The organism is Roseateles saccharophilus, assembly GCF_004342485.1.
Classification (GTDB): domain Bacteria; phylum Pseudomonadota; class Gammaproteobacteria; order Burkholderiales; family Burkholderiaceae_C; genus Pelomonas; species Pelomonas saccharophila.
The window spans coordinates 176,191-197,214 of sequence record NZ_SMBU01000002.1; the positions used below are offsets into that span (position 1 = coordinate 176,191).

23 protein-coding genes are annotated in these 21,024 nt (G+C 68.3%); 17 read left to right on the forward strand and 6 right to left on the reverse strand.

Annotated elements, in window-relative coordinates; translation table 11 throughout:
• Positions 1-67: 67 nt before the first annotated feature.
• Positions 68-571 (reverse strand): DUF3761 domain-containing protein, encoded by a 504-nt coding sequence (locus EV671_RS02630; RefSeq protein ID WP_132569734.1) that lies wholly within the window; start codon positions 569-571, stop codon positions 68-70.
• A 159-nt stretch (positions 572-730) separates the two neighbouring features.
• Here EV671_RS02630 and EV671_RS02635 point away from each other — a divergent pair, with 159 nt between their 5' ends.
• Genes EV671_RS02635 through upp form a run of 3 tightly spaced genes read left to right on the forward strand, consistent with a single transcriptional unit; the run spans position 731 to position 2,888 of the window.
• Positions 731-1,444, forward strand: a complete 714-nt coding sequence (locus EV671_RS02635) for an acetyltransferase domain-containing protein (protein WP_132569735.1) — start codon at positions 731-733, stop codon at positions 1,442-1,444.
• A 41-nt stretch (positions 1,445-1,485) separates the two neighbouring features.
• The gene (rlmB, locus tag EV671_RS02640) at positions 1,486-2,223 is read left to right on the forward strand and encodes a 23S rRNA (guanosine(2251)-2'-O)-methyltransferase RlmB (RefSeq protein ID WP_132569736.1); all 738 of its coding nucleotides are present in this window, start codon (positions 1,486-1,488) and stop codon (positions 2,221-2,223) included.
• Between the two features lie 32 nt (positions 2,224-2,255).
• The gene (upp, locus tag EV671_RS02645) at positions 2,256-2,888 is read left to right on the forward strand and encodes a uracil phosphoribosyltransferase (protein ID WP_132569737.1); all 633 of its coding nucleotides are present in this window, start codon (positions 2,256-2,258) and stop codon (positions 2,886-2,888) included.
• 4 nt (positions 2,889-2,892) lie between these two features.
• On the opposite strand, the gene EV671_RS02650 is transcribed toward upp, so the two are convergent.
• The 3 genes from EV671_RS02650 to EV671_RS02660 are packed head-to-tail and all read right to left on the reverse strand — an operon-like array spanning position 2,893 to position 5,004.
• Positions 2,893-3,435 (reverse strand): chromate transporter, encoded by a 543-nt coding sequence (locus tag EV671_RS02650; protein WP_132569738.1) that lies wholly within the window; start codon positions 3,433-3,435, stop codon positions 2,893-2,895.
• Complete coding sequence (locus tag EV671_RS02655; protein ID WP_243655547.1) at positions 3,432-3,986, reverse strand: chromate transporter; 555 nt, start codon at positions 3,984-3,986, stop codon at positions 3,432-3,434. Before EV671_RS02655 ends, EV671_RS02650 begins: the two co-directional genes overlap by 4 nt.
• Before the next feature lie 10 nt (positions 3,987-3,996).
• The gene (locus tag EV671_RS02660; RefSeq protein WP_132569740.1) at positions 3,997-5,004 is read right to left on the reverse strand and encodes a D-2-hydroxyacid dehydrogenase family protein; all 1,008 of its coding nucleotides are present in this window, start codon (positions 5,002-5,004) and stop codon (positions 3,997-3,999) included.
• Positions 5,005-5,144: 140 nt separating this feature from the next.
• Here EV671_RS02660 and EV671_RS02665 point away from each other — a divergent pair, with 140 nt between their 5' ends.
• A complete protein-coding gene (locus EV671_RS02665) occupies positions 5,145-5,651 on the forward strand; it encodes a DUF1993 domain-containing protein (RefSeq protein ID WP_132569741.1) in 507 nt (168 codons plus the stop codon).
• Here the strand turns inward: EV671_RS02665 and EV671_RS02670 are convergent.
• On the reverse strand, positions 5,639-6,340 hold the full coding sequence (locus tag EV671_RS02670; protein ID WP_132569742.1) for a GntR family transcriptional regulator: 702 nt from the start codon (positions 6,338-6,340) through the stop codon (positions 5,639-5,641). The two genes, EV671_RS02665 and EV671_RS02670, sit on opposite strands and share 13 nt — an antisense overlap.
• A gap of 93 nt (positions 6,341-6,433) precedes the next feature.
• On the opposite strand from EV671_RS02670, the gene scpA reads away from it, so the two are divergent.
• The 9 genes from scpA to EV671_RS02715 are packed head-to-tail and all read left to right on the forward strand — an operon-like array spanning position 6,434 to position 15,613.
• Positions 6,434-8,617 (forward strand): methylmalonyl-CoA mutase, encoded by a 2,184-nt coding sequence (scpA, locus tag EV671_RS02675; protein ID WP_132569743.1) that lies wholly within the window; start codon positions 6,434-6,436, stop codon positions 8,615-8,617.
• Entirely contained in the window at positions 8,614-9,042 is a 429-nt protein-coding gene (locus tag EV671_RS02680; RefSeq protein ID WP_243655548.1) for a GNAT family N-acetyltransferase, read from the forward strand. The genes scpA and EV671_RS02680 overlap by 4 nt, the downstream gene beginning before the upstream one ends.
• A complete protein-coding gene (gene meaB, locus EV671_RS02685) occupies positions 9,039-10,019 on the forward strand; it encodes a methylmalonyl Co-A mutase-associated GTPase MeaB (RefSeq protein ID WP_243655549.1) in 981 nt (326 codons plus the stop codon). The genes EV671_RS02680 and meaB overlap by 4 nt, the downstream gene beginning before the upstream one ends.
• Positions 10,016-10,405, forward strand: coding sequence for a VOC family protein (locus tag EV671_RS02690; protein WP_132569744.1), 390 nt, complete (start codon positions 10,016-10,018; stop codon positions 10,403-10,405). Before meaB ends, EV671_RS02690 begins: the two co-directional genes overlap by 4 nt.
• A gap of 16 nt (positions 10,406-10,421) precedes the next feature.
• A complete protein-coding gene (locus EV671_RS02695; protein ID WP_132569745.1) occupies positions 10,422-11,954 on the forward strand; it encodes an acyl-CoA carboxylase subunit beta in 1,533 nt (510 codons plus the stop codon).
• Positions 11,951-12,781 (forward strand): hypothetical protein, encoded by an 831-nt coding sequence (locus EV671_RS02700; RefSeq protein WP_132569746.1) that lies wholly within the window; start codon positions 11,951-11,953, stop codon positions 12,779-12,781. The genes EV671_RS02695 and EV671_RS02700 overlap by 4 nt, the downstream gene beginning before the upstream one ends.
• Before the next feature lie 19 nt (positions 12,782-12,800).
• Entirely contained in the window at positions 12,801-13,091 is a 291-nt protein-coding gene (locus tag EV671_RS02705) for a helix-hairpin-helix domain-containing protein (RefSeq protein ID WP_132569747.1), read from the forward strand.
• 15 nt (positions 13,092-13,106) lie between these two features.
• On the forward strand, positions 13,107-15,152 hold the full coding sequence (accC, locus tag EV671_RS02710; RefSeq protein ID WP_132569748.1) for an acetyl-CoA carboxylase biotin carboxylase subunit: 2,046 nt from the start codon (positions 13,107-13,109) through the stop codon (positions 15,150-15,152).
• The gene (locus tag EV671_RS02715; RefSeq protein ID WP_207911077.1) at positions 15,152-15,613 is read left to right on the forward strand and encodes a VOC family protein; all 462 of its coding nucleotides are present in this window, start codon (positions 15,152-15,154) and stop codon (positions 15,611-15,613) included. Before accC ends, EV671_RS02715 begins: the two co-directional genes overlap by 1 nt.
• Here the strand turns inward: EV671_RS02715 and EV671_RS02720 are convergent.
• A complete protein-coding gene (locus EV671_RS02720) occupies positions 15,594-16,367 on the reverse strand; it encodes a substrate-binding periplasmic protein (protein WP_132569750.1) in 774 nt (257 codons plus the stop codon). The genes EV671_RS02715 and EV671_RS02720 overlap by 20 nt on opposite strands.
• Positions 16,368-16,660: 293 nt before the next feature.
• Here EV671_RS02720 and EV671_RS02725 point away from each other — a divergent pair, with 293 nt between their 5' ends.
• From EV671_RS02725 to leuD, 4 genes are all read left to right on the forward strand, one after another.
• Complete coding sequence (locus EV671_RS02725; RefSeq protein ID WP_132569751.1) at positions 16,661-17,992, forward strand: phospholipase C/P1 nuclease family protein; 1,332 nt, start codon at positions 16,661-16,663, stop codon at positions 17,990-17,992.
• Between the two features lie 81 nt (positions 17,993-18,073).
• Positions 18,074-18,967: a LysR family transcriptional regulator gene (locus tag EV671_RS02730; RefSeq protein WP_132569752.1), complete on the forward strand. Its 894-nt coding sequence runs from the start codon at positions 18,074-18,076 to the stop codon at positions 18,965-18,967.
• Positions 18,964-20,376 (forward strand): 3-isopropylmalate dehydratase large subunit, encoded by a 1,413-nt coding sequence (gene leuC, locus EV671_RS02735; RefSeq protein ID WP_132569753.1) that lies wholly within the window; start codon positions 18,964-18,966, stop codon positions 20,374-20,376. The genes EV671_RS02730 and leuC overlap by 4 nt, the downstream gene beginning before the upstream one ends.
• Positions 20,376-21,023, forward strand: coding sequence for a 3-isopropylmalate dehydratase small subunit (gene leuD / locus EV671_RS02740; protein WP_132569754.1), 648 nt, complete (start codon positions 20,376-20,378; stop codon positions 21,021-21,023). Before leuC ends, leuD begins: the two co-directional genes overlap by 1 nt.
• Position 21,024 lies beyond the last annotated feature (1 nt).

Consider the following 21,024-nt stretch of genomic DNA (forward strand, 5'->3'; position numbering starts at 1 on the left):
CGCCTCACGGCGCCGTTTCATCAAGCGGGCCCGGCCCCACAAGGAGGCCGTCGGGCTGCAGGGGGGCTTATGCCTTGCAGTCCTTGCCGCGCGGACCCTTGAAGCCCTTGGCCTTGGCGTCGGCCTCCTTCATGTATTCGCCTTCCTTGGTCTTGCCATACCAGCGGTCGCCTTCGCAGTGGTAGACCTTGGTCTTCTCGTTGGCCCACACCAGGCCGGGGCCGCCGCCGGGCGCGGCCGTGGCGGCGGGTTGCGGGGGCTGGCGCTTGTCGGGCTTGGCCGGGGTTGCCGCCGCCGTCGGCGCGGGGGCAGGGGCGGCTGCAGGCGCAGCCGCCGTGGGCTTGGCGGCCGGAGTGGCCGCAGGAGCCGGGGCGGCAGCGGCGGCGGCGGCGTCGCCGTACCAGTCCTTCACGCCCTTGTGCCCGCGGCAGGCGCCCTTCTTGGCGCCGCTGTAGTAGCTGCCGTCCTTGCACAGGCCCGTGGTGCCGGCCGGTGCGTCGGCGGGCGGAGCCGCCAGTGCCGCCAGCGGCATCGAGGCGGCGAGGAGGGTCGAGATCAGCAATGCCTTCATGTCCACACGCTCTCCATGATTGGCGCCACGACGGCGCGGGTCCATCTTATGGCGTCTCGCGGACCCTGCGCCGAGGCTGCACGCAGTTCGGCTGTATCGCCGGAAAGCGGCTGCGCAGGGGCCAGAATCCGGCGTCCATGCCGACTCCCTAGCCCCTTCATGCCCGAGGCCGCCGCCGCACCGCCCCACCGCTCCGACCGCCTCGACGCGCTGCGTGGCACCGCCATCGTCTGGATGGCGGTCTACCATTTCTGCTTCGACCTGAACCACTTCGGCTGGATCCGCCAGGACTTCTACCGCGACCCGGTCTGGACCTGGCAGCGCAGCTGCATCGTCAGCCTCTTCCTGTTCTGCGCCGGTGGCGGTCAGGCCTTCGCGGTGCTGGCAGGGCAGGGCAGTGGCCGGTTCCGGAAGCGCTGGGGGCAGGTGGCGGGCTGCGCGGCGCTGGTGTCGCTGGGCTCGTGGTTCATGTTCCCGGGCAGCTGGATCAGTTTCGGCGTGCTGCACGGCATTGCGGTGATGCTGCTGTTGCTGCGTTTGGGCCTGAGCCGGCTGCCGAACGTGGCGCTGCTGGTGCTGGCCGCGCTGGCCATCGCCGCGCCGCGGCTGCTGCAACTGGACTTCTTCGACATGCGCTGGACCAACTGGGTCGGCCTGGTCACGCACAAGCCCATCACCGAGGACTATGTGCCGGTGCTGCCCTGGCTGGGACTGATGCTGCTGGGCTTCGTCGTCACGCGCCTGCGGCCGGGACTGTGGGCCGGCGCTGCACCGCGCCCGCTGGCCGTGCTGGGGCGCTGGTCGCTGAGCTTCTACATGGCCCATCAGCCGGTGCTGATCGGGTTGCTGATGGCTGTGCAGATGCTGCGCTGAGGCGGAGTCGAGGCCGGCCAGTTGCACCGACAATCCGGGCCATGAGTTCCAAGTCTGTCCTGTTCGGCTTCCACGCCGTCACCGTCCGCCTCAAGACCCATCCCGACTCGGTCACCGAGGTCCATTTCGATCCGGCCCGGCGCGACCAGCGCATGCGGGCCTTCATCGAGCGGGCGAAGGAGACGGGCGCCAAGCTGGTGGAGAGCAGCGACGAGCGCCTGAGCCAGCTGGCCGGCAGCCCGCGCCACCAGGGTGTCGTGGCCCGTGTGGCAGCCATCGCTCAGCCGCATTCGCTGGACGACGTGCTCGATGCAGTCGACGGCCCGCCCCTCGTGCTGGTGCTGGACGGCGTGACCGACCCGCACAACCTCGGCGCCTGCCTGCGCGTGGCCGATGGCGCCGGCGCGCATGCTGTCGTCGCGCCCAAGGATCGTGCCGTGGGCCTGAACGCGACGGTGGCCAAAGTGGCCAGCGGCGCAGCCGAGACGGTGCCCTATCTGATGGTCACCAACCTGGCTCGCGCGCTGAACGAGCTGAAGGAGCGCGACATCTGGGTCGTCGGTACCTCCGACCGTGCCGAGCGCTCGATCTACGACGTCGACTTCAAGCGCCCCGTGGCCCTGGTGCTGGGGGCGGAGGGCGAGGGCATGCGCCAGCTGACGGCCAAGACCTGCGACGAGCTGGTGCGCATCCCGATGGCGGGCGCGGTCGAGAGCCTGAACGTGTCGGTGGCCTCTGGGGTCTGTCTTTATGAGGCGCTGAGGCAACGCAGTCGATAATTCCGACTACTCAGTAGAAAAGAGATTCAGCCATGGCCGTCATCGAAGTCCAGCACCCCCTCGTCAAGCACAAGATCGGCCTGATGCGCGAAGCCGACATCTCGACGAAGAAGTTTCGCGAGCTGACTGGCGAGGTCGCACGGTTGCTGACCTACGAGGCGACGGCCGATTTCCCGCTCGAGAAGGTCACGATCGACTGCTGGAGCGGCCCGGCCGAGATCGACCAGATCGCCGGCCGCAAGGTCACCGTCGTGCCCATCCTGCGCGCGGGCCTGGGCATGCTGGACGGCGTGCTGGACATCCTGCCCAATGCCAAGGTCTCGGTCGTGGGCCTGGCGCGCGACCACGAGACGCTCAAGCCGGTGAACTACTTCGACAAGTTCGTCGGCAATCTCGAATCCCGTACGGCACTGATCATCGATCCGATGCTGGCCACGGCCGGCAGCATGATCGCGACCGTCGACCTGCTGAAGGCGCGTGGCTGCAAGGACGTGCGCGCGTTGGTGCTGGTGGCCGCGCCCGAGGGCGTGAAGGCCCTGGCGACGGCCCACCCCGACGTGCGCTGCTGGACGGCCGCCATCGACAGCCATCTCAACGAGGTCGGCTACATCATCCCGGGCCTGGGCGACGCGGGCGACAAGATCTTCGGCACGAAAGAAGGCTGACGCCTCACACGAAACCGAGCGCCCCAAGCACGCCGCCGGCCAGCACCATCCACACGAGGCTCAGCCGCGTCTTCAGCGTCAGAGCCACCGTTGCGGCCATCAGTGCCAGCGTGCCCCAGCGGTGCTCCTCGGCCTTCAGGAAGGGCAGGGCCAGCAGCCAGCCCGTGGCGATGATGAGGCCCAGCGTCAGCGGCGTCATGCCGGCCGAGAAGGCTCGCACGCCGACATGCTCGCGGTTGCGGCGCGCCCAGCGCGTCGCGGTCAGCGTCAGCACGCTGGACGGCAGCATGATGCCGGCCATCGACGCCGCCGCGCCGGCCAGCCCGGCCACGTTGTAGCCGAGCACGGCCACGAACAGGATATTGGGCCCCGGTGCCGCCTGGGCCAGCGCGATGGAGGCGGTGAACCCGGTGTCGCTCAGCCAGCCGGTCTTGTCGACCAGGAAGCGGTGCATCTCCGGCACCGTCGTGATCGCGCCGCCGATGGCCAGCAGCGACAGGGTCAGGAAGTGCAGGAAGAGCGCGAAGAGGTCGATCGGTGTGCTCACTTCATCCTCCACCACGCCACGGCCATGCCGCTGCCGCCCAGCAGTGCGAGCACATAGACCAGCGGCCAGCGCAGCAGGCCGATCAGCACGAAGGCCAGCAGCGCTAGGCTCAGGGCCAGAGGCCGGCCGAGCGGGCTCTTCTTCAGCGCCGGCAGCAGCTTGATGCCGGTGGCAAGGATGAGGCCGGCCGACACCGCGCCCATGCCGCGCAGCGCATCCACCGCGACCGGGTAGCGGGACAGCTGGCCGTAGACGGCCGCCAGGGCGAGCACGATGACGGCCGGCGCCGCGAGCATGCCGGCCAGCGCGACGAAGGCGCCGCGCAGGCCGAAGAAGCGGTCGCCGACCATCATCGACAGGTTGACGACATTGGGCCCCGGCAGCACCTGGGCGATGGCCAGGGTTTCGACGAAGTCCTCCTTGCTCATCCAGCCCAGGCGCTCGACGAGCTCGTGCTGGGCCACGGCCAGCACGCCGCCGAAGCCCTGCAACGCCAGCCGCGAGAACGCGAGGAAGAGGTGGGTCAGCGACGCCGGACGGTTCGGGCTCAACGCGGGGCTCTCAGCGCAGGACCTTGAGGGCCTCGGCGTTGACGATATTCGTCGGCCGGGACTGCATGAAGTTCAGCACGTTGTCGAAGGCGGCGTCGAAGTAGAGCTCGTAGCCGTCCTGTTCGACATAGCCGATATGCGGCGTGCACACCGCGTTCTCCAGCCGCAGCAGCGGATGGCCCTGCAGGATGGGCTCGCTCTCGAACACGTCGATGGCGGCCATGCCTGGCCGGCCGCGGTTCAGCGCGGACACCAGTGCGTTCTCCTGCACCAGCTCGGCCCGCGAGGTGTTCACGAACAGCGCCGTCGGCTTCATCTGCGCCAGGTCCTCGGGCGTGACGATGCCGCGGGTCGCGTCGCATAGGCGCAGGTGCACGCTCAGCACGTCGGCCTCGGCGAAGAAGGCTTCGCGGCTGGGCGCGGCCTCGAAGCCGTCGGCCTCGGCCCGCAGGCGCGAGGGCTCGCTGCCCCAGACCAGCACCTTCATGCCGAAGGCACGGCCGTAGCCGGCCACGAGCTGGCCGATCTTGCCGTAGCCCCAGATGCCCAGCGTCTTGCCCTTGAGCACCATGCCGACGCCGAAATTGGCCGGCATGGACCCCGCCTTCAGCCCGGCCTGTTGCCAGGCGCCGTGCTTGAGGTTGCCGATGTACTGCGGCAGCCGGCGCATAGACGCCATGATGAGAGCCCAGGTCAGCTCGGCCGGCGCGACCGGGCTGCCCTTGCCCTCGGCCACCGCGATGCCCAGCCGCGTGCAGGCCTCGATGTCGATGTGGCTGCCGATGCGGCCGGTCTGCGAGATGAGCTTGAGCTTGGGAAGCTTCTCGAGCAGCTGGCGCGGGAAGGCGGTGCGCTCGCGGATCAGCACCAGCACCTCGGCGTCGCGCAGCCGCACCGAGAGCTGCCCGATGCCCTTGACCGTGTTGGTGAACACCTTGGCGTTCAGGGGTTCCAGCTTGGCCGCGCAGCGCAGTTTCCGGACTGCGTCCTGGTAGTCGTCGAGGATGATCACGTTCATGGTCGGGGCCCGCGCGGCCGTCCGGAGGGCAGCGAACGAAGAGAGCGCGGCGGCTTCATGTTGCGGGGCATTTTGCCCCGGGGCGCTGCAGGCCTTCGCCTTGCTGGCTACGATAGTTTTCCCTCAAAGGAGACTGACCCATGACCACGATCTCGATGCACGCCGCGAGCGTCCCCGTCTTCGCGAAGATGCTGGACAACATGCTGAACTGGCTGGAGGCCGCCAAGGCCCATGCCGAGGCCAGGAAGTTTCCGGCCGACAACTACCTGACGCTGCGCCTGGCACCCGACATGCTGCCCTTCACCAAGCAGATTCAGATTGCCAGCGACTCGGCCAAGGGCTGCGTGGCCCGCCTGGCCGGGCAGGAGATCCCGAAGTACGAGGACAGCGAGGCGACGCTGGCCGAGCTGGCCGAGCGCATTCGCAAGACGCGTGATTACGTGCTGTCGGTGCCGGTGGCGGCCTTCGAGGGCAGCGAGGGCCGCGAGATCACGATCCCGCGCCGCTCCGGCGAGCCGCTGAAGTTCGACGGCCTGAACTATCTGCGCCATTTCGCGACGCCAAACTTCTATTTCCATGTGACGACGACCTACGCGCTGCTGCGCCACGCCGGCGTGCCGCTGGGCAAGAACGACTATCTCGGCTGAGCGCAGGCGTCGGGCGGTCGGGAGCTTGGCGCTTCCTGGGTCGCATTCAGCCCGTTGCGGAAATGGGCGCTGACGAGCCCGCGGCAGGCCTGCGCATCGCGCGCCAGCAGTGCCGCCACGATGGCCCGGTGCTCGTCCAGCGACTCTGCCAGCCGTCCCTCCCGGAACAGCGAATGGTGGCGGTTGAGCTTCATCAGCCGTCGCAGGTCGCCCACGATCTGCAGCCGCCAGCGGTTGCCGTCGATCTCCAGCACGCGCAGGTGAAAGCGTTCGTTGGCGGCGAAGAAGGCGTCGCGCGAATTGGTGGATTCAAGCAGGGCCTCCTCCAGCGCGCGGTGCAACTGCGCCAGTTCGGCCAGCTCGGCATCGCTGGCCCGGACGGCGACTTCCGCGGCGGCGTCACTTTCTAGAAGGGACAGCAGTTGATAGGCTTCCCGCACGTCCCGCTCGCTCATCTCGGTCACGTAGGCGCCGCGGCGCAGCTTCATCGTCACCAGGCCCTCGGCGGCCAGCACCTTCAGTGCCTCGCGCAGCGGCGTGCGGCTGATGCCCAGTTCGCCGCAGAGCTTGAGCTCGTCGATCCAGGCGCCCGGCTCCAGCTCGCGACCGAGGATGCGCAGGCGCAGTCGGTCGGCCACTTGCTCGTACAGGGCCGTGGAGGCGAGGGGGATGGAGGTCTGATCTGGCATGGCGGGCGACGTGTCGGCCCAGTGTAGCGATTTTTGATTCATAATTATGAATAACGGTCGACTATGATGTCGGGCAGTTACAGGAGAGTTTCGATGTCGGACGCCAGCCACGCCGGGGACGCCCCGGAGTTCAAGACCGCCACGCTGGAGCAGTGGAACAAGGCCGCGGCCAAGTCAGCCCCCGGGGGCGACGTGGCCGCGCTGAACTGGGTCACGCCCGAGGGCCTGAGCGTCAAGCCGCTGTACACGGCGGCCGACACCGCCGGCCTGAAGCACGCCGACACGCTGCCGGGCTTCGAGCCCTTCCTGCGCGGCCCGCAGCCGACGATGTACGCCGTGCGGCCCTGGACCATCCGGCAGTACGCCGGCTTCTCGACCGCCGAGGAGAGCAATGCCTTCTACCGCAAGGCGCTGGCCGCCGGCGGCCAGGGCGTGTCGGTGGCCTTCGACCTGGCCACCCACCGCGGCTATGACAGCGACCACCCGCGCGTGACCGGCGACGTCGGCAAGGCCGGCGTGGCCATCGATTCGGTGGAGGACATGAAGATCCTGTTCGACGGCATCCCGCTGGACAAGGTCTCCGTGTCGATGACGATGAACGGTGCCGTGCTGCCGGTGCTGGCCGGCTATGTGGTGGCGGCGGAGGAGCAGGGCGTCGGCCAGGAACAGCTGGCTGGGACCATCCAGAACGACATCCTCAAGGAGTTCATGGTCCGCAACACCTATATCTACCCGCCTGCGCCGAGCATGCGCATCGTCGGCGACATCATCGAGTACACGGCGCAGAAGATGCCCAAGTTCAACTCGATCAGCATCTCCGGCTATCACATGCAGGAGGCGGGGGCCAACCAGGCGCTGGAGCTGGCCTTCACGCTGGCCGACGGCAAGGAGTATGTGAAGACGGCCATGGCCAAGGGCTTGGGCGTTGACGATTTCGCGCCGCGCCTGTCCTTCTTCTGGGCCATCGGCATGAACTTCTATCTGGAGATCGCCAAGATGCGCGCGGCGCGCCTGCTGTGGTGCCGCATCATGAAGGACTTCGGCGCCACCTCGCCCAAGAGCCTGATGCTGCGCACCCACTGCCAGACCTCGGGCTGGAGCCTGACCGAGCAGGACCCCTACAACAACGTCGTGCGCACCACCATCGAGGCCATGGCCGCGGTGTTCGGCGGCACGCAGAGCCTGCACACCAACTCGCTGGACGAGGCCATCGCCCTGCCCACCGAGTTCAGCAGCCGCATCGCGCGCAACACCCAGCTCATCATCCAGGAAGAGACCCACATCACCAATGTGATCGACCCCTGGGCCGGCAGCTACATGATGGAGAAGCTGACCCAGGACATGGCCGACAAGGCCTGGGCCATCATCGAAGAAGTCGATGCGATGGGCGGCATGACCGCGGCCGTGGACTCCGGCTGGGCCAAGCTCAAGATCGAGGCCAGCGCGGCCGAGAAGCAGGCCCGCATCGACTCGGGCGCCGACGTCATCGTCGGCGTCAACAAATACAAGCTGGCCAAGGAAGATCCGGTCGAGATCCTCGAGGTCGACAACGTCAAGGTGCGCGACGCGCAGATCGCCCGGCTGAAGGCCATCAAGGCCCGCCGCGACACGGCCGCCGTGCAGGCCGCCCTGGGCGCGCTGACTCGCGCCGCCGAGAACGGCGAGGGCAATCTGCTCGACCTGAGCATCCAGGCGATCCGCCTGCGCGCGACGGTGGGCGAGGTGTCGGACGCGCTGGAGTCGGTCTTCGGCCGGCATCGCGCCGACACGCACAAGGTCAGCGGCGTCTATGCCGCGGCCTACGACTCGGCCGAGGGCTGGTCCCGGCTGCAGGGCGAGATCGCCGCCTTCGGCGAAAGCCAAGGCCGCCGCCCGCGCGTGATGATCGCCAAGCTCGGCCAGGACGGTCACGACCGCGGCGCCAAGGTCGTCGCCACCGCCTTTGCCGATCTGGGCTTCGACGTCGACATCGGCCCGCTGTTCCAGACCCCCGAGGAGTGCGCCCGCCAGGCCATCGAGAACGACGTGCACGCGGTGGGCGTCTCCACGCTGGCGGCCGGCCACAAGACCCTGGTGCCGGCCATCATTGCCGAGCTGAAGAAGCAGGGCGCCGACGACATCATCGTCTTCGTCGGCGGCGTGATCCCGGCGCAGGACTACGACTTCCTGTACGGCGCCGGCGTCAAGGGCGTCTATGGCCCCGGCACGCCCATCCCGGCCAGCGCCAAGGGCGTGCTGGAGGCGATCAAGGCACAGCTGGCGGGAGTGCCTGCTTGATTCCGACGCTGGCGCCCGTCGCCGGCGCGGACTTCGAGGAGATGCTCGCCCTGCGCATCGAGGCGCTGCGCCCGAGCCTGGAGCGGCTGGGGCGCTTCAGCCCCGATGTGGCGCGGGTCCGGCTGCGCAGCCAGTTCCGGCCCGAGTGGATGAAGCATCTCGTCGTCGAAGGCGAGCGCGTCGGCTATTTCACCGTCGAGCCGCGCGAAGACGAACTGCGTCTTCATCACCTTTATCTGAAGCCGGCTGCACAAGGGCGGGGCATCGGCGCCTGGGTGATCGACCGGATCAAGTCGCAAGGCCGTCCCATCACCCTGGCCGCGCTGCGCGAAAGCCGCGCGAACGACTTCTACCGCCGCCACGGCTTCCGGGTCGTCGCCGAGCAGGAGTTCGACATCGAATACCGCTGGGAGGCCCTCGCGTGAGTGATCTTGCCGAGCGCCTGAAGTCCGGCGAGCGCCGTGCGCTGGCCAAGGCCATCACGCTGGTCGAGTCCACCCGGGTCGACCACCGCGAACAGGCTGATGCGCTGCTGACCGAGCTGATGCCGGGGACGGGCGGCGCGCTGCGCCTGGGCATTTCCGGCGTGCCGGGTGTCGGCAAAAGCACCTTCATCGAGGCTTTCGGCCTGCTGCTGCTGGAGCGTGGCCACCGCGTCGCCGTGCTCGCCGTGGACCCGTCAAGCAGCCTGTCCGGCGGCGCCATCCTGGGCGACAAGACGCGCATGGAGAAGCTGTCCATGGACCCGCGCGCCTTCATCCGCCCCAGCCCCAGCAGCGGCACGCTGGGCGGCGTGGCCGAGAAGACGCGCGAGGCCCTGCTGCTGTGCGAGGCGGCGGGCTTCGACATCGTCATCGTCGAGACCGTGGGCGTCGGCCAGAGCGAGACGGCCGTGGCCGGCATGACCGACCTCTACCTCTTGCTGCAACTGCCCAATGCCGGCGACGATCTGCAGGCCATCAAGAAGGGCGTCATGGAGCTGGCCGATCTCATCGTCATCAACAAGGCCGACATCGATCCCGCCGCCGCCATGCGTGCCCAGGCCCAGATCACGTCGGCCCTGCGCCTGCTGGGCAGCGGGCGCATGGCCGAGCATGCCTCGGCGCTGCAGCGCGTGCTGCAGGTCAGCGCGCTGAAGGCCGACGGCATTGCGTCGCTGTGGGATGCCATCTGCGCCCAGCGCGACGCGCGCCGGGCCAGCGGCGCCTGGGACGCCAAGCGCCGCGAGCAGTCTCTGGCGTGGATGTGGGAGCGCATCCAGGCCGGCCTGCGCCATGCCTTCACCCACCAGCCCGGCATGGCCGCGCGCCTGGAGGCCACCACGGCCGAGGTGCGCGAGGGCCGCACGCCGGCCTCCACCGCGGCGCGGCAGCTGCTGGCCGCATTCAGGGAGTCCGCATGATCACCGGCCTGCACCACCTCAATCTGCGCGCGCCGGCCGCGTTGCTCGTCGTGCTGCGCGATTTCTACCGCGACGCACTGGGCCTGACGCCCGGCCCGCGGCCGGACTTCGGCACGCCGGGCTACTGGCTCTATGCCGGCGGCCAGCCGGTGTTGCACCTGTCCGAGCAGGCCGCGCACGAGGTGAAGCGCGGCCCGGTTGATCCCGAGGCGCCGACCACCTACGACCACACCGCCTTTGCCGGCAGCGACCCGGTCGCGACCGCGGCGCATCTGCGGGCGCTGGGCGTGAGCTTCCACGAATCCCGTTCGGCCGTCGCCGGCCAGCACCAGTTCTTCCTGCAAGACCCCGCCGGCAATGGCGTGGAGATCAATTTTCCGTTCTGACGAAGGCGTCAACACCATGCATGACATCCTGCAAGCACTCGAAGCCAAGCGCGCCCGTGCGCGGCTCGGCGGGGGCGAGAAGCGCATCGCCGCCCAGCACGCCAAGGGCAAGCTGACCGCCCGCGAGCGGCTGGAACTGCTGTTCGACGAGGGCAGCTTCGAGGAATGGGACATGTTCGTCGAGCATCGCTGCGTGGACTTCGGCATGGAGGGCAACAAGATCCCCGGCGACGGCGTCGTGACCGGCTACGGCATGATCAACGGCCGCCTCGCCTTCGCCTTCAGCCAGGACTTCACCGTCTTCGGCGGCGCGCTGTCCGAAGCCCATGCCGAGAAGATCTGCAAGGTGATGGACCAGGCCATGAAGGTCGGTGCCCCGGTGATCGGCCTGAACGACTCGGGCGGCGCGCGCATCCAGGAGGGCGTCGCCTCGCTGGGCGGCTATGCCGACGTATTCCAGAAGAACGTGCTGGCCTCGGGCGTCATCCCGCAGATCAGCATGATCATGGGCCCCTGCGCCGGCGGCGCGGTCTACTCGCCGGCGATGACGGACTTCATCTTCATGGTGAAGGACAGTTCCTATATGTTCGTCACCGGCCCCGAGGTCGTGAAGACGGTGACGCACGAGGAGGTGACTGCCGAGGAGCTCGGCGGTGCGACGACGCACAGCACGCGCAGCGGCGTGGCCGACCTGGCCTTCGAGAACGATGTCGAGGCGCTGCTGATGCTGCGCCGCTTCTTCAACTACCTGCCGCTGTCCAACCGCGAGAAGGCGCCGTGCCGCCCCAGCGGCGACCCGGCCGGCCGCCTGGACCTGTCGCTGGACACGCTGGTGCCAGACAACCCCAACAAGCCCTACGACATCAAGGAGCTGATCCTGAAGGTCGTCGACGACGGCGACTTCTTCGAGTTGCAGCCCGACTACGCGAAGAACATCGTCACCGGCTTCGCCCGCATGGAAGGCCAGACCGTGGGCATCGTCGCCAACCAGCCGCTGGTGCTGGCTGGCTGCCTGGACATCAAGAGCAGCATCAAGGCCGCGCGCTTCGTGCGCTTCTGCGACGCCTTCCACATCCCTGTCATCACCTTCGTCGACGTGCCCGGCTTCATGCCCGGCACCGCGCAGGAGTACGGCGGCATCATCAAGCACGGCGCCAAGCTGCTGTATGCCTACGCCGAGGCCACCGTGCCCAAGATCACCGTCATCACCCGCAAGGCCTACGGCGGGGCCTACGACGTGATGGCCTCCAAGCACCTGCGCGGCGACGTCAACTTTGCCTGGCCCAATGCCGAGATCGCCGTGATGGGTGCCAAGGGCGCGGTGGAGATCATCTTCCGCGAGGACAAGGGCGACCCCGAGAAGCTGGCGGCCAAGGAGGCCGAGTACAAGGCCCGCTTCGCCAACCCCTTCGTGGCTGGCAGCCGCGGCTTCATCGACGATGTCATCCAGCCGCACGAGACGCGCAAGCGCATCTGCCGCTCCCTGGCGATGCTGAAGGACAAGAAGCTGGAGAACCCGTGGCGCAAGCACGGCAACATCCCGCTGTGAGTGCTCGTCTTGCAGGGGCCCTGGCCTGGATGCTCGCCCTTGCGGCGGGCATGGCGGCGGGCATGGCGGCCGCCCAGGAACCGCAGAAGCCGTGGGAGCCTGTTGCCGTCCGTGTGGTGCGGTTCGAAAAGCTCGGCGGCGGCGTAGAGCGCCCGACGGGCGAGCCCGTGGTGCGCGAGATGCAGCCGATGCCTGAGAGGTTGTATGCGGTGAAGGACGGGGTCTACAGATCGGCCCTGAGTCGCATCGCGCTGCGTGTGCCGCGAATCGGCGAAGAGAAGCTGGTGGACGTGCGCGAGGCAATTGCCATTATTCGCGCCGACGGCACGCCGTCCACGACGCAGATCATGTTCGATCCAGGCGGCACCCTCGCCGTGAGTGCCTCAACCGACCCGCTGAGCGCAGTCGTCGTGACGCGCTTGCGCGATGACCGGCCGAAGGACGCCGAGCGGGTCTTGGCAGGCATCGACGGGGGCGAGGTGCAGCGCGCCAACTTGTCGGCGCGTGGTGTCGGTTACCACCGAGTGCAGACGCAAATGGGGCCTGGCTTGGCACGGGTCATCCGCAATCGCGTGCGTACGCTGCGCTTCCCCTACGACATCGGGCTGCTTAACGACAGCGGTACGGTTACCTACGGCGTTACCGCCTTCGTCGTCGTCGGCAGAGACAGCATGGTGGAGTTCTCCCAGCTGTTCCCCTGTGGTCAGCGCAGCGACGGCGACTGTCGAGTCGCCGCGCTCAAGGCCCACGAAGCGTTCATCAATGGCGTCACCGGCTTCACGGACTACGCGGCCGTGGGCTACAAGCCCGCGTCTTCAGCGCATTGAGGCTCTGGAGAAATCGCCCATGAGCAAAGCCACATGCGCCGCCGAAGCCCGCCAGCTCACCGACATTCCCAACATCGGCAAGGCCATGGCTGCTGACCTGGTTGGGCTGGGCATCGAGACGCCGGCCGACGTGAAGCGCATGGACCCGCTCGAAACCTACGACCGGCTGCGCGACCCCATGGGCCAACGCCACGATTCCTGCGTGCTGGACACCTTCATGGCCGCGCACGACTTCATGAACGGCGGGCCCGCCCAGCCGTGGTGGCACTTCACTGAGCAGCGCAAGAAGCCGCTCGCGAAAACGAAATAACGAACGAGGCATCACATGTTCACCAAGATCCTTATTGCCAACCGCGGCGAAATCGCCTGCCGCGTCATCGCCACGGCCCGCAAGATGGGCATCAAGACGGTGGCCGTCTACTCAGAGGCCGACAAGGATGCCCGCCACGTCGAACTGGCCGACGAGGCCGTGCTGCTCGGCCCGGCGTCGTCGCGCGAGAGCTACCTCGTGGCCGACAAGATCATTGCCGCCTGCAAGCAGACCGGCGCCGAAGCCCTGCACCCGGGCTATGGCTTCCTGTCCGAGAACGAGGACTTCGCGCGCCGCTGCGAGGAGGAGGGCATCGCCTTCATCGGCCCCAAGCACTACAGCATCGCGGCGATGGGCGACAAGATCGCCTCCAAGAAGCTTGCCAACGAGGCCAGGGTCAGCACCATCCCCGGCCACAACGAGCCCATCCTGTCGCCCGAGGAGGCGGTCGAGATCGCCAAGCGCATCGGCTACCCGGTGATGATCAAGGCCAGCGCCGGCGGCGGTGGCAAGGGCCTGCGCGTGGCCTTCAACGACAAGGAGTGCTTCGAGGGCTTCAGCTCCTGCCGCAACGAGGCGCGCAACAGCTTCGGCGACGACCGCGTCTTCATGGAGAAGTTCGTCGAGCAGCCGCGCCACATCGAGATCCAGGTGCTCGGTGACGGCCATGGCAACGTGGTCTACCTGCACGAGCGCGAATGCTCCATCCAGCGCCGCCACCAGAAGGTCATCGAGGAAGCGCCGTCGCCCTTCATCAGCGAGGCGACGCGCAAGGCCATGGGCGAGCAGGCCGTGGCCCTGGCCAAGGCCGTGAAGTACCAGAGCGCCGGCACTGTCGAGTTCGTCGTCGGCAAGGACCAGGACTTCTACTTCCTGGAGATGAACACGCGGCTGCAGGTCGAGCACCCGGTCACCGAGTGCATCACCGGCCTCGACCTGGTCGAGCAGATGATCCGCGTCGCCGCCGGCGAGAAGCTGTCATTCACGCAGGCCGACATCAAGCGCGACGGCTGGGCCATCGAGTGCCGCATCAATGCGGAAGACCCCTTCCGCAACTTCCTGCCGTCCACCGGCCGCCTGGTGCGCTACCAGCCGCCGGAGACGAGCATGGTGCAGGGCGAGCCCGAGCGCTTCGGCGTGCGCGTGGACACCGGCGTCTACGAGGGCGGCGAGATCCCGATGTTCTACGACTCGATGATTGCCAAGCTCATCGTGCACGGCAAAGACCGCACCGAGGCCATCGCCAAGATGCGCGAGGCGCTGAACGGCTTCGTCATCCGCGGCGTGTCCAGCAACATCCCCTTCCAGGCCGCGCTGCTGGCCCACCCGGATTTCGCGATCGGTAACTTCAACACCGGATTCATCGCCCAGCACTACGCCGGCGGCTTCAGGGCCGAAGACGTGCCCCACCATGACCCGCTCTTCCTTGTCGCGCTGGCCGGCTTCATCCGCCGCAAGGCGCGCGAGCGCGAGGCCGGCATCAGCGGCCAGCTGCCCGGCCACGAGGTGCAGATCGAGCACGAATACGTCGCCGTCGTGAACCTGGGAGGCGGCCGCACGGAGCGCCACACGCTGCACATCAGCGAGTTCGCCGGCGCGCTGGGCGAGGCCCTCGTGCAGGTGGGCGGCAAGGCCTATCGCATCGTCAGCCGCTCGCGGCTGAACGACGTGCGCATCGCCGGCACCGTGAACGGGCAGGCCTTCACGGCCCAGGCCGAGCGCGGCACGGCGAAGAACCCGCTGGCCTACCGCATCCAGCATGGCGGCCTGTCCGTCGAGCTGACCGTGCTCAGCCCGCGCGCGGCCGAGCTGCAGGCGCTGATGCCCTACAAGGCGCCGCCCGACACGTCCAAGCTGCTGCTGTCGCCGATGCCGGGCCTGCTCGTGAACCTGGCGGCCCAGGTCGGGCAGACCGTGCAGGCCGGCGAGCGCCTGGCCGTCATCGAGGCGATGAAGATGGAGAACATCCTCAGCGCGAGCCAGGACGTGACCGTGGCCGAGGTGCTGGCCAAGCCGGGCGAAAGCCTGTCGGTGGACCAACCCATCCTGAGGTTCGCGTGATGACCAAGCCCTATCGCATCCTGGGCATCCAGCAGATCGCCATCGGCGGCCCCGACAAGGCCGCGCTGCGCAAGCTGTGGGTGGACGTGCTGGGCCTGCAGGTCACCGGCAACTTCGTGTCCGAGCGCGAGAATGTGGACGAGGACATCTGCGCCATCGGCCAGGGGCCGCACAAGGTCGAGGTGGACCTGATGCAGCCGCTGGACCCCGACAAGAAGCCGGCCGTGCACGCCACGCCGCTCAACCATGTCGGCCTGTGGGTGGACGACCTGCCCAAGGCGGTCGAGTGGATGAGCGCCAACGGCGTGCGTTTCGCGCCGGGCGGCATCCGCAAGGGCGCGGCCGGCTTCGACATCTGCTTCATCCACCCGAAGAGCAATGACGAGTTCCCGATCGGTGGCGAGGGCGTGCTGATCGAGCTGGTGCAGGCACCCGCCGAGGTCATCGCGGCGTTGGGCTGAGGTCGGCGGCGAACCTCTCGTCCAGGCCATGCCGGTGCTGCAGCGCGGCGAGGGCGGCCGGCTCCTCGTGCAGGAAGCGGTCGAACTGGGCCACCAGCTCGGCATGCCGAGCGCTTGAGAGCCGGTAGTGGTATTCGTAGGGCGCCGCCGGCAGTGCCGTACCGGGCACGAGGGCGCCGGGCTGACCCAGCTGCATGAGTTGGTAGCGTGCCACGGGCAGCGCGACCTGCACGCCGTCGACGCGGCCGGCCAGGGCCATGCGGATGAGCCGCCTCGGGCTGCCGGCCTCGGTCACATGCAGGCGGCCGGCCTCGATCAGCGGCTGGAAGCGCTTGGGCGTGTAGCCGCGCACGATGCCCAGCTCATGCGGCATCTGGTCGCGACGGGCCGCCGGCACCATGACCACGTCCTGGAAGGGCACGGCCGGTTCCGAATAGACGAGGTGAGCGCCCTGCTTGGCGGTGGTCTTCCAGTTCGGGTTGTCGGGGAAGACGGCATCGAGCCGGCCGGCGACATGCTCGGCCGTCAGCCGCCGGGTGGGCAGGGGCCGGTACTCGAAGCTGTGGCCGTGACGGCTGGCGAACCGGTCCAGCAAGTCGCGCACATAACCGCGCAATTCACCGTCTGGCCCGGTGCTCATGATGGGTGCAGCGTCGACGTCTTCGACGCCGATGACGAAATGGTCGGCCAGTGCCGGTCCGGCTGTCGCAAGCAGCGCGGCAAGCAGGACAGGCCAAGCCGGGAGTTTTCGCATGAAGCATCTGCCTCCGAGGCCGCGAGGCCTTCATCGTCGCACAGCCTTCAAGCCTTGATTGCCGGGCCGCGAAGCGTTTCGCTGAAGGCGAAGTGCCGATTCCCGACTTGCCGCTTCCAGGAAGTCAGCCCCCTGCGTAACCTGAGCGCTGCAAAACTTGCGCGTGTCGCGCTGGGCTGACCGGCCCGTGGCACACCGGGAGGCGGGGCGGCCACAAGCCGGTTCGTGAGTTCGGTCGCAAGGCTTTGCACGCGCGCAGCCAAAATCGGCGCCTTCGCCCCACAAGCCGCCCGATGCGCCCGACCCTTTTCCTGGTGTCCCTGCTGCTGCCCACGCTGGCGCAGGCCTGGGGCAACCACAGCCCCATGTGCTATCGCGCCTTCGAGCGCATGCCCGAGGTCGCCAACGCCGCGCCCGTGAGGGCCGAGCCCCTCGTCGACTTCCTGCGCGACCAGGAAGCCGCAATCGCCCGTGAGCTCGATGCCCAGGAGGCCGAGGCCCGCGCGCGGCTGAAGAACCACGCGCCACGCCCCGAGGTGCTGCGCTTCGTGCCGGATGCCGGACGCGGCGATGCCGAGCGCCGTGCCGCCTTCCTGCGCGCGCTGCGGCTGTCACCGCAGTCGAAGCTGGCCCTGTATCTGCAGGTCGACCCGCGTGACCCCGACACCACCCGGCCGGCGATGGACGCGAGCCTCGTCACCGCCGTCAGACCCGGTGCCGGTGCGACGCAGCGCTTCGTCGCGCTGCAGCCCGGCGAGAGGGTCGCGCCCCTGGCCGTGCTGGCCTCGGCCTGCGACGAGCCCGACTACGGCCTCGACCTCAATCTCTTCGACGACAACCCCGGCCACCCGGACTACGGTTTCGGCCCGCAGCCCTTCGGCAATCCGGCCGTCGCCATCGGCTCGCAGGCGCCCTTCCACATGGGCTTCTTCCACCAGGGCGCCATCTTCAACGCGCTGGCACCGGGCTTCACGCGCAGCCTCATCGAGCTGCGGCTGATGCAGTATGCGGGGCTGGCCGGGCTGGCCTGGCGCAGCGGCCACGCCTACTGGGGCTGGCGTTTCGTCGGCCTGGCCCTGCACCACATTGAGGACCTGACCCAGCCTTATCACGCCAGCGCGGCACCCGGCGCCAGCCTGGGTTACATGATGTGGGTCAACCTGAAGGCCGGGCTGGGCGCGCCGGCGGACCGGCAGGGCCTCGTCGTGCTGCAAGGCAATCGCCATTTCGTGCTGGAGAAGTTCCAGACCAACTGGATCATGGACGATGCGCGCCAGCACCGCGAAGGCCCGCTGGAACAGGCGCTGCGCGACCCGAGCCGCGATGCCCGCTACCCGGCCTGGGGGGCGGGCTATGCGCGCGACGTCGTCGCGGCCGAGGCCTTTGCCGCCGGGCCGGCGACGGACGCGGCCGTCGTTGTCGGCGCACCGGCGCGGTTCGTCACCGACCCGCAGCTCGACTTCGCGGCCAACGAGGCCAGGTTCGGCCCAGAGCTTGCACATGACCTGCAGGGCCAGCGCCAGGCCCTGCAGCAGCAGGTGGCGGAACTGCTCGGCCACTTCGGCGCGCACAGCCGCAACGCCTTGCGCGGCATGCTGAGAGAAGCTGCACAGATGCCACGTTGAATTTCGTCTCTGGCGAAATCTCCATCGTTTCTTGGCGCAGAATTGCCTTCTTCACGAAGGCTATGCTGGAGTCAGACGAATATGCGCCACGACCTCACCACCCTCAACCTCGTGCTGGCCATCGAGCAGACCCGCTCGATCACGCGCGGCGCGGCCCAGGAGCATCTGGCCCTGGCCGCGGCGAGCAAGCGCCTGTCCGACCTGGAAAGCCGCCTCGGCGTGCAGCTCTTCGAGCGGCGCGCTCGCGGCGTCGAGCCGACCGAGGCGGGCAGGGCGCTGGTGCGTCACATCCGTTCGCTGCACGCCTCGCTCTATGCCCTCGAGACCGAGGTCATGGAGTTCTCGCGCGGCATCAAGGGCCATCTGCGCATCGCCGCCAACAGCAGCGCGATCACCGAGGCCCTGCCGCCGCATCTGGTGGGTTTCTCGCAGGCCCACGGCCAGATCCGCATCAGCCTCGAGGACCTGACCAGCGCCGAGGCGCAGGCCGCGGTGGCCGAGGGGCGGGCGGATGTCGGCGTCTTCTCGCCGCCGCTGCTCGACAACCGCCTGCAGACCTGGGTCTTCGCCCACGGCCGGCTGGCGGCCCTCGTGCCGCTGAAGCACCCGCTGGCCCAGCGCGAGGAAGTGACCTTCGACGACCTGCTGGCCTATGACCTCATCGGCCTGCATGCCGGCGCCAGCGCCCAGGAGCTGATGCGCGAGCAGGCGGCGGCGCGCGGTAAGACGCTGAACGCGCGCTGGCAGGTGCGCGGCTTCGACGCCATCGCCCAGCTCGTCGAGGCGGGCCTGGGCGTGGCCGTGCTGCCCGAGCAGCCGGCCGAGCGCTTCACGCGGGTCTTCGGCGTGCGCTGCCTGCGCCTTGAAGAACCCTGGGCCGAGCGCGAGTATGTATTGGGTGTGCTGCGCCAACAGCGCCTGCCCACCGTGGTGCAACGCTTCGTGGACACCCTCATTCCCCGAGACAAGCAATGACCTCCCGTACCCTTTACGACAAGCTTTGGGACGAGCATGTCGTGCACTCCGAACCGGATGGCACGGCACTGCTCTACATCGACCGCCACCTCGTGCACGAGGTGACCAGCCCGCAGGCCTTCGAAGGCCTGGACCTGGCCGGCCGCAAGGTCTGGCGCCTGTCCGCCAACCTGGCGGTGAGCGACCACAACGTGCCGACGACAGACCGCTCGCAGGGCATCGCCGACCCGATCTCCAGGCTGCAGGTCGACACGCTGGACGCCAACTGCGACCGTGTCGGCATCACGCAGTTCAAGATGAACGACAAGCGCCAGGGCATCGTGCACGTCATCGGCCCGGAGCAGGGCGCCACGCTGCCCGGTATGACCGTCGTCTGCGGCGACAGCCACACCTCCACGCACGGCGCCTTCGGTGCGCTGGCGCATGGCATCGGCACCAGCGAGGTCGAGCATGTGCTGGCCACGCAGACGCTGTCGGCCAAGAAGGCCAAGAACCTGCTCGTGAAGGTCGAGGGCCAATGCGCCAAGGGCGTCGGCGCCAAGGACATCGTGCTGGCCATCATCGGCCGCATCGGCACCGCCGGCGGCACCGGCTACACCATCGAGTTCGCCGGCTCGGCCATCCGCGCGCTGAGCATGGAAGGCCGCATGACGGTCTGCAACATGGCCATCGAGGCCGGCGCCCGTGCAGGCCTGATCGGCGTGGACGATACGACCATTGCCTATGTGAAGGGCCGCCCCTTCTCGCCGCAGGGCGTGGAATGGGAGCAGGCCGTCGCCTACTGGCGCACGCTGCACTCCGACTCCGGCGCCCACTTCGACAAGATCGTCGAGATAGCCGCCGACCAGATCCGCCCGCAGGTCACCTGGGGCACCTCGCCCGAGATGGTGCTGTCCATCGACGACCGCGTGCCCGATCCCGACAAGGAGCGCGACGCCGTCAGGCGCGGCGCCATCGAGCGCGCGCTGACCTATATGGCGCTTGAGCCCAACAAGGCCATCAACGACATCCATGTCGACAAGGTCTTCATCGGCTCCTGCACGAACAGCCGCATCGAGGACATGCGCGAGGCCGCGGCCGTCGTGAAGCGCGTGGGCGGCCGTGTCGCCAAGAACATCAAGCTGGCCCTGGTCGTGCCGGGATCCGGCCTCGTCAAGGCCCAGGCCGAGGCCGAAGGCCTGGACCAGGTTTTCAAGGCTGCGGGCTTCGAATGGCGCGAGCCTGGCTGCTCGATGTGCCTGGCGATGAACGCCGACCGGCTGGAGCCGGGCGAGCGCTGCGCCTCCACCAGCAACCGCAATTTCGAAGGCCGCCAGGGCGCAGGTGGGCGTACCCACCTCGTCAGCCCGGCCATGGCCGCGGCGGCCGCGATGAGCGGTCATTTCGTCGACGTGAGGACGATCGCCTGATGGACAAATTCACCCTCCACAAGGGCCTCGTCGCGCCCATGGACCGCGAGAACGTTGACACCGACGCGATCATCCCCAAGCAGTTCCTGAAGTCGATCAAGCGCTCGGGCTTCGGCCCCAACCTGTTCGATGAGTGGCGCTATCTGGACCATGGCGAGCCCGGCCAGGACCCGGCCAGCCGCCGGCCCAACCCCGACTTCGTGCTGAACCAGCCGCGCTATGTTGGTGCCAGCGTGCTGATCGCGCGCCAAAACTTCGGCTGCGGCTCCAGCCGCGAGCACGCGCCCTGGGCGCTGCAGCAGTACGGCTTCCGTGCCATCCTGGCGCCGAGCTTCGCCGACATCTTCTTCAACAACTGCTTCAAGAACGGGCTGCTGCCCATCGTCTTGCCCGAGTCGGCGATGAACCAGCTGTTCGACGAGGCCAAGGCCTTCCCGGGCTATCAGCTCGTCATCGACCTGCCGCGCCAGGTCGTCGTCAAGCCCGATGGCGCCGAGATTCCCTTCGACATCGAGCCTTTCCGCAAGGAATGCCTGATCGGCGGCCTCGACGAGATCGGCCTGACGCTGCAGCACAGCGACAAGATCCGCGCCTATGAGGCTGCCCGCATCGCCGCCAAGCCCTGGCTCAACAATCGAGTGATTTGAA